This window comes from Halorubrum rutilum (genome assembly GCF_042665015.1).
In the GTDB taxonomy this organism is placed as follows: domain Archaea; phylum Halobacteriota; class Halobacteria; order Halobacteriales; family Haloferacaceae; genus Halorubrum; species Halorubrum rutilum.
This window is the reverse complement of record NZ_JBHTBL010000005.1, coordinates 26,584-40,229: the sequence shown is the minus strand read 5'-3', so window position 1 is coordinate 40,229 and position 13,646 is coordinate 26,584. Positions and strand designations below refer to the sequence as shown.

Sequence of the window (13,646 nt, the reverse complement as noted above, 5' to 3'; positions counted from 1 at the left end):
ACCGCGCCCCGCCCCCTTTTTATTCCGCCGGGACCAACGTCGGACGATGAGCGGGAAACCGACCGTCGGCGAGTACATGACCCGGGACGTCGAGACCGTCAGCCCCGACGAGACGGTCGGCGACGTCGCGCGACGGATGGCCGAGAGCGACGGCCACAACGGGTTCCCCGTCACGCAGGGGCGGACGGTCGAGGGGTTCGTCTCGGCCGCCGACCTCCTGCTCGCCGACGACGAGGCGCCCGTCTTCACCGTGATGTCCGACGACCTCATCGTCGCGCACCCGGACATGAAGGTGACCGACGCCGCCCGGGTCATCCTCCGGTCCGGGATCCAGCGGCTCCCCGTGGTCGACGACGCCGACAACCTCGTCGGGATCATCTCGAACACGGACGTGGTCCGCTCGCAGATCGAGCGCGCCACGCCGAGCAAGGTCGGGAAGCTGATGCGGACGCTCGAACAGATCCACGGCGTGAGCCTCACCGAGGAGCGCCGCGAGGTGCGCCTCACCGATCTCATCCCGACGCAGGCGCGCGTGTACGCCGACGAGCTGGAGGGGCGTCAGTACGAGCTCGAACGCGGGCTCGCGGAGCCGCTCGTCGTCATCGACAACGGCGGCACCCTCCACCTCGCCGACGGCCACCACCGAGTGATGGCCGCCCACGAGGCGGGCATCGAGACGATGGAGGCGTACGTGATCGTCCCGGAGCGCGCGGTCGACCTCGGGATGGCCAAGACCGCCGAGAAGGAGGGGTTAAGCGACATCACCGACATCGAGATCGTCGACTACGCGCGCCACCCACTCGTCGAGACGACGAAGCGCCTGCAGTGACGGCCGCTCGGTCGACCCTCGGCGGCCGCCGTCGGGGAGTCAGGTCGGCGATAGATTGATTACGCTGGTACAGGGAGAGGTGCCACATGACAGCGGGGAAGACGTTAGTCGAGCTCGACGAGGTGACGAAGCGGTTCGGCGATCTCACCGCGGTCGACGGCATCGACTTCTCCGTCCGGGAGGGCGAGTTCTTCACCCTCGTCGGTCCGTCCGGCTGCGGGAAGACGACGACGCTCCGGATGATCTGCGGCTTCGAGCACCCGACCGAGGGGACGGTTCGGATCGACGACCGGCCGATGGGGTCGGTGCCGCCCGAGGCCCGCGACACGAACCTCGTGTTTCAGCACCTCTCGCTTTTCCCCCACATGACGGTCGGCGAGAACGTCGGGTACGGGCTCGCGAAGGCGGGCGTCGACGCGGACGAACGGTCGGAACGCGTCTCGGAGTACCTCGAACTGGTCAACCTGGACGGGTTCGAGGACCGCGACCCGACCGACCTCTCCGGCGGGCAACAGCAGCGCGTCGCCCTCGCCCGCGCGCTCGTCAACGAACCGGCCGTGCTCCTGCTCGACGAGCCGCTCTCCAGTCTCGACCGGAAGCTCCGGAAGCAGATGCAGGTCGAACTCCGCCGGATCCACAAGCAGACGCAGGGGGCGTTCTTCTACGTGACCCACGATCAGGAGGTCGCGATGACGCTCAGCGACCGGATCGCCGTGATGAACGACGGGCGCATCGAACAGATCGGTCCGCCGGAAGAGATCTACCGCGAGCCGGCGTCCGAGTTCGTCGCCGACTTCATCGGCGACACGAACCTCATCACCGCGCGGACCGTCGAACGGAACGGGGCCACGGTCGCGGAGATCGGCGGCGAGGACGGATTCGGCGTCCCGGTGGAGACCGGTGCCGGCGAGGTCACCGTCTCGATCCGGCCGGAGGACTTCACCATCGCGGACGGCGACGGCGTCCTGCGCGGCACCGTCGTCGAGCGGTACTTCCAGGGCGACCAGACGAACTACGTGGTCGATCCCGACGGGGAGATCGGCGAACTCCAGGTGGTCATCCAGGGACGCGAGTCGGCGGTCGAAACGGGCGCCGACGTCTCGCTCGACGTGGTCGACGGCGCGCCGACCGTCTTCTCGCGGGCGTGACGGGGACGCCCCCTCGAACCACGCGACCGCTCGACGCGACGGGGTTTGCGGACGTGAGAAAAGCGGCGGCGCCCGCCGGAGCGGTCACTCCTCCTCGGTGACCGTCCCGGCGACGTAGCCGGTCACGTTGCCGACGTTCATCGCGACCGCCAGCGCGACCGCGATTCCGAACACGATGAGCGCGGAGACCGCGTTGAGCTCCGGCGCGTCGAGCTGTCGGATCCGGCTGAACATCCAGATCGTCAGCACGTCCGTGTTGGGACCGGTGAGGAACAGCGCCCGGATGTAGTCCTCGAACGACCGGATCCACGCGAACAGGAAGCCCGCGCCGACCGCGGGGGCGATGACGGGGAGCGTGACGTCGCGGAACACCGTCAGCGGGTCCGCGCCGAGGTCGCGAGCCGCCTCCTCCAGCGACTCGTCGAAGGTGTAGAGCCGGGCCGAGACGATGAGGAGCACGAACGGGAGCCCGTACAGCGAGTGCGCCAACACCACCGTGGCGAACCCCGGGAGGATGCCGAGCAGGTTCTGGAAGTAGATCCGGAGCGCCACGCCGAGGATGATCCCCGGGATCACCATCGGGATGATACCGAAGGTCCGGTACACCTCTCGAAGCCGGAACCGGTAGCGGGTCAGCGCGAAGCTCGCCAGCACGCCGAGCACCGTCGCTATCGACGCCGCCACCGTCGCGATGGTGAAGCTCCCGACGAGCGACGAGCGCATCGAGTCGCTCCGCATCGCCAGCCGGAAGTTGTCGAGCGTGAACCCCTCGAACGGGAAGATCGTCACGGCGTTCTCCGCGAACGCGAGGAAGATGATGATCGCGAGCGGCACCCACAGGAAGAGGAGCAACAGTCCGGACACGACGTACAGCGAGGTGCTGAGCAGCCGTTCGATCCGCTGGTGCCCGACGAGCCGCTCGGTCGGTCGCGCCGCCTCCGTCGACTCGGACGTCTCGGTCGCCATCTCAGGCACCCCCCAGTTCCTCGATGCTCACGTACCGGAACGCGAGGATCATCGCGCCCACGATCGAGACGAGCACGAACATCGACGCCGCGCTCGCGTAGCCGATCGAGTACGTCCCGGCGACCCGGCTCTCGATGAGCATGCCGATCATCTGGACCTTCCCCTGTCCGAGGAACGTCGGGGTGATGAACGCGCCGACGCTCGGGACGAAGACGAAGAGGCTCCCGCCGATGATCCCCGGCAGCGTGAGCGGGATCACGTGGTCGCGGAGCACCTCGACCCGCGAGGCGCCCAGGTCCCGGGCGGCCTCGATGATCGAGAAGTCGAGGCCGTCGAGGCTCGCGTACAGCGTCAGGAGCATGTACGGGAAGTACGCGTGCGTGAGCCCGACGATGATCGCCGGGATCCCGTAGTTGAAGATCCCGAGCGGGGCGTCGGTCAGCCCCCAACTCATGAGCGTGCTGTTGATGACGCCGCCCGGGCCGAACATCAGGACCCAGGAGTACGCCCGCACGAGGTACATCGTGAAGAACGGTAAGAGCACGAAGAAGATGACGACCTTGAACAGCCGCCCGCCCCTGCGCGCCAGCAGGTACGCCAGCGGGAACGCGAGCGTCAGGCACAGCACCGTCGTCACGGTGGCGATGACGTACGAGAGCCACAGCGCCGTGACGAACGGGGTGTTCCAGATCGCGCCGCCGCCGTCGAACAGCGACCGGTAGTTGTTCAGCGTCGGCTCGTAGATTATCTGATACGTCAGCGAGCTGACCTCGAAGAAGCTCACGGCGACCATGAACGCCAGCGGCGCGACGAGCAGGGTGAGTATCCACGCCGCGCTGGGGCCGACCGTGACGCCGAGCCGACTGCGCGGTCCGCTCAGCAGCCTCACCGCTTTCGCCCGCGCGCTCTCGTCGGGCTGGTCTGCGGCCATCTATGCGGCCTTGACCTCTTCCCACGTGGAGACGTACGCCTCCTCGACGTCCGAGGCGATGTCCTTGAGCGAGTACATGCCTTCGAGGCGCGAGGGGTCGATCCGCCCGTACAGCTCGTTCTGCTCCTCGGTCAGCTCGTCGGCGACGTTGGGGTTCGTGCTCGGCGAGAAGCCGGCCTCGGCGAGCGCCGCGCCGTTCTGCGGCGTGATGAACTCGTTGATGACCTCCCAGGCGGTCTCCTGGTTGTCCGAGGCGGCGGAGACGACCGCGGTCTCGTACCACGCCAGCGCGCCCTCTCTCGGGGCGACGAACTCGACCCAGTCGTCGCCCTCGGTCCGCATCTGGACCGTCTCGTTCCGGCCGCTGTGGCCGACGAGGAAGTTCCCCTGCCGGAACTCCTGAATGAACGTCGGGTCGGGGGCGATATATCCCTGCAGCCGCGGCTTCTGCTCGATGAGCAGCTCCTGTATCTCCGTGAGCTGCTCCTCCGTGAACGTCATCCGCGACCCGGACATCGCGTCGTCCATGCCGAGGTACAGCGCCGCGGCGGGGATCGTCTTCGCCGCCTCGTCGTACATGATGATCTCGCCGTCGAGGTCGGCGTCGACGTAGTCCTCCTCGAACAGGATGTCGTAGCTCGGCTCGTGGTCCGGAACGCTCCGCGTGTCGTACGAGTAGCCGTACCACCCGAAGCGGATCGGCACACCGTAGGCGCTGCCGTCCACGGTGAACTGCTCGTCCACGAACGTCTGGAACTTGTCGTACATCGAGCCGTAGTTGTTCACCACGTCCCGGTTCACGGGTGCGACAAGGTCCGCGTCGATGAACCGCGGCACGAGGTTGTTGTTCGGGACGGCGATGTCGAACTGCTCGTCCTGGCCCGCGCTCCACTGGGAGAACATCTCCGTCGACGACGTCGACGGCGTGATGTTCAGCTCCACCCCGTCGAGCGTGGACTCGATGTTCTCCTGCATCTCGGCGTACTCCTCCCACGTGATGATGTTGATCGTCGTCGTTCCGTCGCCGCCCATGCTACCGCCGTCGCCGCCGTCACCGCCGTCACCGCCGTCGCCGCCGCCGCCGTCACCGCCGTCACCGCTGTCGCCTCCGCTACAGCCGGCGAGGGCGACCGCGCCGGCCGCCCCGGCGGCGGCGATGTACTGCCGGCGACTCACGCTCCGGCGAGTCGCGTCGGATCGGTCGCTCGCGCTGTGCGATCGGTTATCACGGTCTGACGCCATATCCGGAAGACATAAATTGAGAATAATAAAATTTGCCCCAAAAACCCCGTTAGCGCTCTCGCATCGTCGGCGTCGACGTTCCGTCCCACCGGCGAGGAGGGCTGCGATTCTCGGGGGAGCCCGCCGCCCGGATCGACCGGTTTCGGCGGTCAGAGAGTAACTTTCACGGATTGACACGAGGCGACGGGACCGAAGCGACGCGGGACGCGGCCGACGACGCGGCGACCGCACGGCGGGCGTCATCGGGGTCACGAGCCCCCGCGGCCGTTCGGGAACGCCTATACGACGGGAACGAGTAGCGACGAGCGATGACCGACACCGACGCCGACGCGGGCTGGTTCGCGGGTCGCGCCGCGGACGAGGCCGCCGGACGGGACGCGGTCGACGCCGCCCGCGACCGAATCGCGGACGGCGAGGCCGACGAGCCCCGGGACTGGCCGGCGCTCGCCGTCGACGCCGGGTTCGCCGACTCGACCGACGACTACTACGACCGGCTCCGCGAGGCGACCGTGGCGGCGACGCGGGCGACCGTCCGCGAGCGCGAGCGCGCCGACGACCGACAGCTGATCCACGCCGTGCGAGCGATGGACGACTGCGAGCGCACCGCTAACGAGCTGGCCGAGCGCGCCGCCGAGTGGGCGGGGAGCCTGTTCGACGACGCCGAGCCGGGGATCGAGGGCGCCCGCGCGGTCGCGGCCCGCGAGCCCGAGGGCGAACTGGAGCGCCGCGCCGTGTCGCTGGCGGAGCGGGTCGTCGAGCTGGCCGCCGAGCGCGACGCGCTCGCGGAGGCGATCGACCGGGTCGCGCCCGCGGTGGCGCCGAACCTCGCCGAGATGGCCGGCCCGGAGCTCGCGGCGCGGCTGATCGCGCTCGCCGGCGGGCTGGAGCCGCTCGCGAAGAAGCCCTCCGGCACCGTGCAGGTGCTCGGCGCGGAGGACGCGCTGTTCGCGCACCTCTCCGGGCGCGCGCCCTCGCCGAAGCACGGGATCATCTACACCCACGACTACGTCCGAAACACCCGGCCCGAGGACCGGGGGTCGGCCGCGCGGGCGCTCGCCGGGAAGCTGACGCTCGCGGCCCGCGTCGACCACTACTCGGGCGAGCGCCGCGAGACCCTCCACGCGGAGCTCCGCGAGCGGATGGCGACGATCCGGGCGCGAGCCGAGACGGGGAACGGGGAGGACGACGGCGCCGGCGACGCCGACGACGCCCCGGACGCGTCGGAGGGCGACGCGTGAGCGACCCCGACCTGCCCGCGGGCGTCGAGCGCCGCGAGATCGCCGGCGAGACGCGGCTGGCGACGCGCGGCGACCCCGTGTACGGCGAGCCGACCGCCGACGGCTGGCGGGCGTGGGACCCCGAGCGCTCGAAGCTCGGCGGGATGCTCGAACTCGGGTTCGACACCGGCCTGACCGGCGGCGAGACCGTCCTGTACCTCGGCGCCGCGAGCGGGACGACCGTCAGCCACGTCGCCGACTTCGCGGGGCCGACGTACGCGGTCGAGTTCGCCCCGCGGCCCGCCCGCGACCTCCTCGACGCCGCGGAGCCGCGCGATCGGCTGTTCCCCCTGTTAAAGGACGCCCGGAAGCCGGAGACGTACGCGCACGTCGTCGAGGCCGACGTCGACGCGATCGTCCAGGACGTGGCGACGCGGGGACAGGCGACCGTGGCGGCGCGGAACGCGCGGTTCCTCGCGGACGACGGTCGGCTGCTGCTGGCGGTGAAGGCGCGCAGCGAGGACGCCACCGCGGAGCCCGGCGACGTGTTCGAGGCCGCGCTCGACGAGCTCCGCGAGAGCTACGACGTTCTGGAGACGCGGCGGCTCGACCGGTACCACGAGGACCACCTCGGCGTCGTCGCGACGCCGCGGTGAGTCGCCACGGGACCACGATCTCACTCCTCCGGGTCGAACAGGTCCTCGATCCGGCAGCCGAAGTGGTCGGCCAGCGCGAAGGCGAGCTCCAGCGAGGGGTCGTAGCGCTCGCGCTCGATCGCGTTGATCGTCTGGCGGGTGACCCCGACCGCGGCGGCGAGGTCAGCCTGGCTCTCGCCCGTCTCGGCGCGTCGCTCGCGGATGTCGTTTCTCATGGCAGACGGCGGTGGGTCGCCGCGTTCATGTGCGTCGCCTGTGGTAGAGGACGGCGGCCCCGAAGGCGACGTACACCGCGAACAGGGTCCACGTCGCGCCGTAGAACTCGCCGGGGAGGTCGACGTACCCCGTCTCCGCCAACACCAGCCCGCCCGGCGTTCCGAGGACGAAGACGTACGCGAAGAGGTTCAGCGTGGTTTGGCTGGCCCGGCGCTCGATGGCGTCGTCGCGCTCGTCGTACAGCGTCACGGGGCTGAACCGCTGGACGAGCCCCATGCCGATACCGCCGGCCCAGTAGCAGGCGACGCCGAGGACGAACCGGTCGAGGGCGACGGCGACGAACAGCGCCGCGATGCCGGCGCCGAGCAGTCCGTAGGCGATGCGCTTGTACCGTTTCCGCGCGGCCGGCCCCGCCGTCGCGGGAGCGGTGTGTTCGCTCATGGGAGGGCACGAGTGTAAAGCTCGCTTTACAGTAAAGCGTACTTTACATTCATATATAAATATGTCGCCGGTGCGAGCCGATCGACGGAGACGGGTCTCGTCGAGAGGCGACCCGCTTCGGAGAAGCGTCTCCCGGACCCGCTACCACGTCGGCGGCGAGAAGCCGGCGTCTTTCAAAATGGGCTTCCAGCGCTTCTGCACGGAGAGCCGCGAGACGTCCATCGCGTCGGCGACGGCGGACTGCGAGCGCTCCTGGCCGCGGATCAGCGCGGCGGCGTAGAGGCTGGCGGCGGCGGCGACGCGCTTCCCGCGGTCGTCCTCGGGGGCTCGGGACAGGAACAGGTCCGTCGCCGTCGAGAGCGCCTCGTCGTCGAGGTCGAGCGTCGCGCACGCGTCGTCGAGCCGGTCGATCCACGCCGCGTTGTCGACGCGATCGCTCGCTCGGTACATGCCCGTCCGTTGGACGGTGCGATATAAAAAGGCCGCGCGGAGCGGGGGCGCCGCGATGGCGGCCGGGGGCCGATCGAGCGGCGGTCCGGGTCGCCCCGGCCGTCGCGCTAAAGTCGGTGTCGCCCGTACCCCGGATATGTCCACGCAAGCGTGGGACGAGACGCGGGTGCGAGAGCTGCACGACGACCTGGTGTCGCTGTACGAGCCGGTGGACCGGGCCGCCGAGCACGGCGCCGACCCGACCGCCGAGCCCGGGGAAGGCGTGCGCCAGCTGGTGACGACGATCCTCTCGCAGAACGTCGCCGACGAGAACACGAGCCGTGCGTCCGAGTCGCTGTTCGACCGGTACGACGACTTCGCGGCGATCGAGGCGGCCGACCACGACGAGCTCGCCGAGACGATCCGGGTGGCGGGGCTCCCCGACCAGAAGGCCGCCCGCATCCAGCGCGCGCTCGCCGCGATCCGCGAGGAGACGGGCGGCGCCTACTCGCTCGCCTTCCTCGACGCGATGGCGACCGACGACGCGAAGGCGTGGCTCACGGACATCAAGGGCGTCGGCCCGAAGACCGCGAGCGTCGTCCTGAACTTCCACTTCGGCAAGCCGACGATGGCGGTCGACACCCACGTCGAGCGCGTCTCGAAGCGGTTCGGGCCCGTCCCGGAGTCGGCGTCGAACGAGGCGGCGCACGACGCGCTCGACGAACTGGTGCCCGACGAGCTGACCTACCCGCTCCACGTGCTGTTGATCCGGCACGGCCGGACGCACTGCTCGGCGCGTAACGCCGACTGCGACAACCCCGTCTGCGCCGCGTACTGCGACTGCGAGTTCTGCGCCTGAACGGGACCCCTATGGTCGTCCGGCCGATAGGTTCGGCCACGCATGTACGCGCTGATCGGGGAGATTCTGAGTTCCGTCTACTGGGTCGATCGGCTCACCGTCGAGTTCATCGGAGCGATCCGCACGGGGATTCTGACGGTGATGATGACGTCGATGACCGGCCTGGGCTCCGTCACGGCCGGGGCCGTGTTCGTCGGGCTGTTCTACCTCGCCGGCTGGCGCGAGGAGTTCGTCACGAGCGTCGTCGCGCTGTCGCTGCTCGGCGTCGTCGTCTGGGGGCTGATGTCGCTCGTCGAGCGCCCGTTCCCGCCGGACCCGGTCTGTATCACCGAGGGCGACACCGGCGTGACGAGCTCGTTCCCCTCCGGACACGCCGCCGCCGTGACGGCGTACGCGACGATCGCGCGCGACTCAGACGTGCTGCCCTTCGCGGTCACCGCCGGCTTCGCCGGACTGATCTCCTTCTCGCGGATCTACCTCGGTACCCACTACCTCTCCGACACGCTCTTCGGGATCGGGCTCGGGGTCGCCGCGGTGCTGTTCGCGGAGCGGCTCATCGACCGGGTCGGCGAGGAGGCGGTGCTCGACCTGCTGCCGTTCGAGACCGAGCTCTGAGGGACGCGGGGCGAGGCGAGCGCCGCGGGGCGGTAGCGACAACTATTTTTGAGCCACTCGGGTACGGTAGTCCGCGCGCGGGTTGCCGAGCCAGGCCAAAGGCGTAGCGCTTAGGACGCTATCCCGTAGGGGTCCGCCGGTTCGAATCCGGTCCCGCGCATACCGCCTCGAACGAACGTGAGAGGCGTGTCTGCGCGCGGGATTCGAACCCCGGAAGTCGCGCGCAACGAGCGAAGCGAGTGAGCACGTCTTCCTCCGGTTCGAATCCGGTCCCGCGCATCTCGCCGTGACGAACCGACCCGCGTCACAGGACCGACACGACCGATCCGACGAGCCGAAACGATAAGGCCGGCGCCGACGAACGGACGCGTGTGACAACCGCCACCACGGGCCCGTCGGAGCTGTACGTCGTCCGGAACGAGGTCGACGCCGACTGCGAGTACCACTGCGACGCGCTCGCGGCGGCGTTCCCGACCGCCGAGGAGGTCGACTTCGTCGCCGGCGAGCGAGTGCCGGTCGACGAGGCGGACGGCGTCGTCCTGACGGGCAGCACGGCCGCCGTCTACGAGGCCGAGAGCCGTCCGTGGATCGCCGAGCAGGAGGCGCTCGTCCGCGAGCTGGTCGAGCGGGAGGTCCCGACGCTCGGCGTCTGCTTCGGACACCAGGTCGCCAACGCGGCGCTCGGCGGGAGCGTCGAGGCGGTCGGGACGACCGCGGCGCTCGTCGAGGCGACCCTCGACGACGACCCGCTGTTCGAGGGGGTCGACCCGGTCGTCGTCTCGCTACACGGCGACGCCGTGACGGACCCCGGCGAGGGGATGGACGTGATCGCGTCGGCGCCTCACGCCCGCGTGTTCGGCACGCGTCACCGGACGGCGCCCCTGTGGACGGTCCAGTTCCACCCGGAGATCACGGCCGCCCACCGCGACCGGCTCGTCGAGGACTTCGAGTGGGACTCGCGCGGTCACTCGTTCGAGGAGGTCACCGCCGGGCGGGCGTTCGAGAACTTCCGAGCGCTCGTCCGTCGAGCGGAGGCCTGATCCGGCCGCGGCGTCGCGGCGATCCGACGGCGTCGACCGCGATCTGAAAACGAATTCCGTATACACTGTCATTGATTGCTGGTTGCATCAATTCTATGTGGGCGGATCGTATCGGTTGGGGTATGCCAGGACCGCCGATACACGACCTACACTTCGCGGAGGAGCCGAGCGTCGACCGAGTCCCCGGTCCGAACTCGCATCGCCTCCTCGACAGGCAGGGCGAGATCGACAGCAGCGCGGTCGCGTACCCGAACGACATCCCGCTCGCGTTCGAGGAGGGGAAGGGCGCCACGCTGAAGGACGCCGACGGCAACGTGTTCCTCGACTTCTTCGCCGGCATCGGGGTGTACAACGTCGGCCACGCGAACCCGTACGTCAACGAGGGCGTCCACGAGCAGATCGACAAGCTCACCCACACCGTCGACTTCCCGACGGAACCTCGCCTCGACCTCATCGACAAGCTCGACGAGATCGCGCCCGGGGACCTCGCCGGCAACAACCGGTTCGTCTTCGGCGGCCCGACCGGAAGCGACGCCGTCGAGGCGTCGATCAAGCTCGCGAAGTACAACACCGGCGGAAACGGGCTGATCGCCTTCCGGAACTCCTACCACGGGGCGACGGCCGGCGCGATGAGCATCACGGCGAACAAGAAGTTCAAGCAGCCGTACGGCCCGCTGCTCTCCGACGTGGTGCACGCGCCGTTCCCGTACCCGTTCCAGGACGGGCGGAGTCCCGAGGCGTCGGTCGAGCACGCGCTCCACGAGGTCAGAGCCATCGTCGAGGAGCCGTACGGCGGCCTCACGGACCCGGCGGGGATCTTCGTCGAGCCGATCCAGGGCGAGGGCGGGGTCGTCGCCCCGCCGGACGGGTTCCTCTCTGGGCTCCGCGAGATCGCCGACGAGAACGACCTCCCGCTGATGTTCGACGAGATCCAGGTCGGGATGGGCCGCACCGGCGAGTGGTGGGCGTCCGAGCACTACGACGTCACGCCCGACGTGATGACGACCGCGAAGGCGCTCGGCGGCAACGGCCAGCCCCTGTCGGGGACGATGTACCACGAGGACCTCGACACCTGGGGACCGGGCGACCACGCGGGCACCTACCGCGGGCACGTCCCGGCGATGGTCGGCGGCCTGCGCGCCATCGAGTACATTCAGTCGCACGACCTGCTTGACCACGCGACCGAGGTCGGCGCGCGGATCCGCGACCGCCTCAGCGACGCGGGCGACGGCGATCCGGGGGTCGGCCAGGTCCGCGGGAAGGGGCTCTTCGTCGGCGTCGAGTTCGTCGACGCCGACGGCGACCCGGACGACGACCGCGTCGACGCGATCCAGGAGTACTGCTACGAGCACGGCGTCCTCGTCTGGACGGCGGGCCAGTACGGCAACGTCCTGCGGCTGCTCCCGCCGCTCGTCCTGACGCGGCGACAGGCGGAGGTCGGCACCGAGGTCATCGCGGACGCGATCGCGGCGACGGCGGAGCTGGCGGTCGCCGAGTAGTCGCCCGCGGTCGAGGGGCCCGGAGCCCGAGCGCCCTACTCGGACCCGTCGGTGACGCCGGTGATCTCGAACCGCGCGCCGCCGTCGCGGCCGTCCGACGCGGCGACCTCCCAGCCGTGGTCCTCGACCACCTGCTCGACGATGCGCAGCCCGAAGCCGGTCCCCGCTTCGGTCGTCGAGACCCCGGCGTCGAACACGTCCTCTCGGTCGTCTTCGGGGATCCCCGGTCCGTCGTCCTCGACGTAGAAGCCGTCGTCGAGGTCGCCGACGGTCACGGTCACGTCGTCGCCCCCGTGTTCGATCGCGTTCCCGACGAGGTTCTCGAAGACCTGCCTGAGGCGGCTCTCGTCGGCGTCGACCGTTCGGTCCGTGTCGATGACGAGGGTCGCGTCGGCCGTCTCGACGGTGCCCCAGGACTCCTCGGCCACCGCCGCCAGGTCGACCCGGTCGCGGTCGGCGGCGGCCTCGCCGTCCCGCGCCAGCGTCAGCAGGTCCTCGACGAGGGCGTCCATCCGGTCTAGGGCGCGATCGACGTGCGCCAAGTGCTCCGTGTCGCACTCCGCCCTGGCGAGCTCCAGCCGACCGTCGGCCAGCTGAAGCGGGTTCCGGAGGTCGTGGGAGACGACGCTCGCGAACTCGTCGAGCCGCTCGTTCTGCCGCCGCAGCTCCCGCTCGCGTTCCCGGTGCTCGGTGATGTCCCTCGCGACGCCGACGGCGCCTTCGACGCTCCCCTCGACGGTCAGCGGCGTCAGGCGATATTCGAGGACGGCGCGCCCGCGTCCCGGGAACTCGTCCTCGAGTTCGCCGTGGATCTCCGCGCGGTCCCCGTCGAGCAGTTCCTCGTATCGATCGGTCTGTCCCTGCCGTCTGATGTGAGCGATGAGGGCGCTCCGTCGCCCCTCGATCTCCTCCCGAGTGGTCCCGTACCACTCGGCGAGGTACTCGTTGACGGTGTCGAAGCGGCCGTCCGGGTCGTAGATGCAGGCGGCCTCCTGCATCGTGTTGACCATGCGCTCGTACTTGCGCAGTTTGCGGGTGCGCTCGGTGGGGTCCGGTCCCGACCGAGCGGACTCGACGGCGTCCAGGACGCGGTCGCTCAGGACGGTATCGCCGTCGGAGTCGCTCCCCTTCGGGAGGTAGTCGGTCACGCCCGCGGCGATGGCCTCGCTGGCGACCTCCTCGCTTCCGGCTCCGGTGAAGAGGATGAACGGGAGCGTCGGGTGGTCCTCGCGGACGGCTTCGAGGAACTCGATCCCGTCCGTCCGAGGCAGATCGTACTCCGAGATCACGCAGTCGAACTCGCGTTCGGAGAGCAGTTCCAACCCGGCACCGGCGCTCGTCGCCGTCTCAGTGACGAAACGGTCGTCCGCCCGCTGGCGGAACGCGGTGACCGAGTCGGCGGCGTCCGGCTCGTCGTCGACGTGGAGGATCCGGATCGAGTCGATCGCCGGGCACATACGCGTCGTATCGTGACAAGATATATAAAGGTGAACCCGGCGCGGCGGTTCGGTCGTCACCCCGTCCGCGGTCCCCGGGTCGGAAGTCGGCCGCGCGTCCG

Annotated in this window: 15 protein-coding genes and 1 tRNA gene; 9 read left to right on the top strand and 7 right to left on the bottom strand. The window is 69.8% G+C overall.

Going from position 1 to position 13,646, the window contains the following annotated elements; all coding sequences use genetic code 11:
* The first annotated feature begins 46 nt into the window (after positions 1-46).
* Both ACFQMF_RS06400 and ACFQMF_RS06395 read left to right on the top strand, forming a co-directional pair.
* Positions 47-829: a CBS domain-containing protein gene (locus ACFQMF_RS06400; protein WP_256409309.1), complete on the top strand. Its 783-nt coding sequence runs from the start codon at positions 47-49 to the stop codon at positions 827-829.
* An 86-nt stretch (positions 830-915) separates the two neighbouring features.
* Positions 916-1,977, top strand: coding sequence for an ABC transporter ATP-binding protein (locus ACFQMF_RS06395; protein ID WP_256409308.1), 1,062 nt, complete (start codon positions 916-918; stop codon positions 1,975-1,977).
* 84 nt (positions 1,978-2,061) lie between these two features.
* Here the strand turns inward: ACFQMF_RS06395 and ACFQMF_RS06390 are convergent, their stop codons facing one another.
* The 3 genes from ACFQMF_RS06390 to ACFQMF_RS06380 are packed head-to-tail and all read right to left on the bottom strand — an operon-like array spanning position 2,062 to position 5,116.
* Positions 2,062-2,943 (bottom strand): ABC transporter permease, encoded by an 882-nt coding sequence (locus ACFQMF_RS06390; protein WP_256409307.1) that lies wholly within the window; start codon positions 2,941-2,943, stop codon positions 2,062-2,064.
* A 1-nt stretch (position 2,944) separates the two neighbouring features.
* A complete protein-coding gene (locus ACFQMF_RS06385) occupies positions 2,945-3,874 on the bottom strand; it encodes an ABC transporter permease (protein ID WP_256409306.1) in 930 nt (309 codons plus the stop codon).
* The gene (locus ACFQMF_RS06380; protein ID WP_256409305.1) at positions 3,875-5,116 is read right to left on the bottom strand and encodes an ABC transporter substrate-binding protein; all 1,242 of its coding nucleotides are present in this window, start codon (positions 5,114-5,116) and stop codon (positions 3,875-3,877) included.
* Positions 5,117-5,424: 308 nt separating this feature from the next.
* Here ACFQMF_RS06380 and ACFQMF_RS06375 point away from each other — a divergent pair, with 308 nt between their 5' ends.
* Both ACFQMF_RS06375 and ACFQMF_RS06370 read left to right on the top strand, forming a co-directional pair.
* Complete coding sequence (locus ACFQMF_RS06375) at positions 5,425-6,354, top strand: NOP5/NOP56 family protein (RefSeq protein ID WP_256409304.1); 930 nt, start codon at positions 5,425-5,427, stop codon at positions 6,352-6,354.
* The gene (locus ACFQMF_RS06370; RefSeq protein WP_256409303.1) at positions 6,351-6,989 is read left to right on the top strand and encodes a fibrillarin-like rRNA/tRNA 2'-O-methyltransferase; all 639 of its coding nucleotides are present in this window, start codon (positions 6,351-6,353) and stop codon (positions 6,987-6,989) included. Before ACFQMF_RS06375 ends, ACFQMF_RS06370 begins: the two co-directional genes overlap by 4 nt.
* A 20-nt stretch (positions 6,990-7,009) precedes the next feature.
* Here the strand turns inward: ACFQMF_RS06370 and ACFQMF_RS06365 are convergent, their stop codons facing one another.
* The 3 genes from ACFQMF_RS06365 to ACFQMF_RS06355 form a co-directional block, all read right to left on the bottom strand.
* Entirely contained in the window at positions 7,010-7,204 is a 195-nt protein-coding gene (locus tag ACFQMF_RS06365; RefSeq protein ID WP_256409302.1) for a helix-turn-helix transcriptional regulator, read from the bottom strand.
* A gap of 25 nt (positions 7,205-7,229) precedes the next feature.
* On the bottom strand, positions 7,230-7,646 hold the full coding sequence (locus ACFQMF_RS06360) for a DUF2178 domain-containing protein (protein WP_256409301.1): 417 nt from the start codon (positions 7,644-7,646) through the stop codon (positions 7,230-7,232).
* A 141-nt stretch (positions 7,647-7,787) separates the two neighbouring features.
* Positions 7,788-8,096, bottom strand: a complete 309-nt coding sequence (locus tag ACFQMF_RS06355; protein WP_256409300.1) for a transcription initiation factor IIB family protein — start codon at positions 8,094-8,096, stop codon at positions 7,788-7,790.
* A 136-nt stretch (positions 8,097-8,232) separates the two neighbouring features.
* Here ACFQMF_RS06355 and ACFQMF_RS06350 point away from each other — a divergent pair, with 136 nt between their 5' ends.
* The 5 genes from ACFQMF_RS06350 (at position 8,233) to ACFQMF_RS06330 (ending at position 12,088) form a co-directional block, all read left to right on the top strand.
* Positions 8,233-8,934: an endonuclease III domain-containing protein gene (locus ACFQMF_RS06350; protein ID WP_256409299.1), complete on the top strand. Its 702-nt coding sequence runs from the start codon at positions 8,233-8,235 to the stop codon at positions 8,932-8,934.
* A gap of 42 nt (positions 8,935-8,976) precedes the next feature.
* Positions 8,977-9,549 carry a phosphatase PAP2 family protein gene (locus ACFQMF_RS06345; protein WP_256409298.1) on the top strand — a complete coding sequence of 191 codons (573 nt, stop codon included), beginning with the start codon at positions 8,977-8,979 and terminating at the stop codon, positions 9,547-9,549.
* Between the two features lie 75 nt (positions 9,550-9,624).
* Positions 9,625-9,709: transfer RNA gene (locus ACFQMF_RS06340), tRNA-Leu, on the top strand.
* A 211-nt stretch (positions 9,710-9,920) separates the two neighbouring features.
* Positions 9,921-10,589, top strand: coding sequence for a type 1 glutamine amidotransferase (locus ACFQMF_RS06335; protein WP_256409297.1), 669 nt, complete (start codon positions 9,921-9,923; stop codon positions 10,587-10,589).
* A gap of 122 nt (positions 10,590-10,711) precedes the next feature.
* On the top strand, positions 10,712-12,088 hold the full coding sequence (locus tag ACFQMF_RS06330; RefSeq protein WP_256409296.1) for an aspartate aminotransferase family protein: 1,377 nt from the start codon (positions 10,712-10,714) through the stop codon (positions 12,086-12,088).
* 35 nt (positions 12,089-12,123) lie between these two features.
* Here the strand turns inward: ACFQMF_RS06330 and ACFQMF_RS06325 are convergent, their stop codons facing one another.
* Positions 12,124-13,545 (bottom strand): ATP-binding response regulator, encoded by a 1,422-nt coding sequence (locus ACFQMF_RS06325; protein ID WP_256409295.1) that lies wholly within the window; start codon positions 13,543-13,545, stop codon positions 12,124-12,126.
* Positions 13,546-13,646 lie beyond the last annotated feature (101 nt).

Bases quoted from the DNA above. Each gene is read 5' to 3' on its own strand.
- ACFQMF_RS06330 (WP_256409296.1), top strand. From the start codon at position 10,712: ATGCCAGGACCGCCGATACACGACCTACACTTCGCGGAGGAGCCGAGC.
- ACFQMF_RS06395 (WP_256409308.1), top strand. From the start codon at position 916: ATGACAGCGGGGAAGACGTTAGTCGAGCTCGACGAGGTGACGAAGCGG.
- ACFQMF_RS06350 (WP_256409299.1), top strand. From the start codon at position 8,233: ATGTCCACGCAAGCGTGGGACGAGACGCGGGTGCGAGAGCTGCACGAC.
- ACFQMF_RS06385 (WP_256409306.1), bottom strand. From the start codon at position 3,874: ATGGCCGCAGACCAGCCCGACGAGAGCGCGCGGGCGAAAGCGGTGAGG.
- ACFQMF_RS06400 (WP_256409309.1), top strand. From the start codon at position 47: ATGAGCGGGAAACCGACCGTCGGCGAGTACATGACCCGGGACGTCGAG.
- ACFQMF_RS06365 (WP_256409302.1), bottom strand. From the start codon at position 7,204: ATGAGAAACGACATCCGCGAGCGACGCGCCGAGACGGGCGAGAGCCAG.
- ACFQMF_RS06375 (WP_256409304.1), top strand. From the start codon at position 5,425: ATGACCGACACCGACGCCGACGCGGGCTGGTTCGCGGGTCGCGCCGCG.
- ACFQMF_RS06325 (WP_256409295.1), bottom strand. From the start codon at position 13,545: ATGTGCCCGGCGATCGACTCGATCCGGATCCTCCACGTCGACGACGAG.
- ACFQMF_RS06360 (WP_256409301.1), bottom strand. From the start codon at position 7,646: ATGAGCGAACACACCGCTCCCGCGACGGCGGGGCCGGCCGCGCGGAAA.
- ACFQMF_RS06390 (WP_256409307.1), bottom strand. From the start codon at position 2,943: ATGGCGACCGAGACGTCCGAGTCGACGGAGGCGGCGCGACCGACCGAG.
- ACFQMF_RS06380 (WP_256409305.1), bottom strand. From the start codon at position 5,116: ATGGCGTCAGACCGTGATAACCGATCGCACAGCGCGAGCGACCGATCC.
- ACFQMF_RS06345 (WP_256409298.1), top strand. From the start codon at position 8,977: ATGTACGCGCTGATCGGGGAGATTCTGAGTTCCGTCTACTGGGTCGAT.
- ACFQMF_RS06355 (WP_256409300.1), bottom strand. From the start codon at position 8,096: ATGTACCGAGCGAGCGATCGCGTCGACAACGCGGCGTGGATCGACCGG.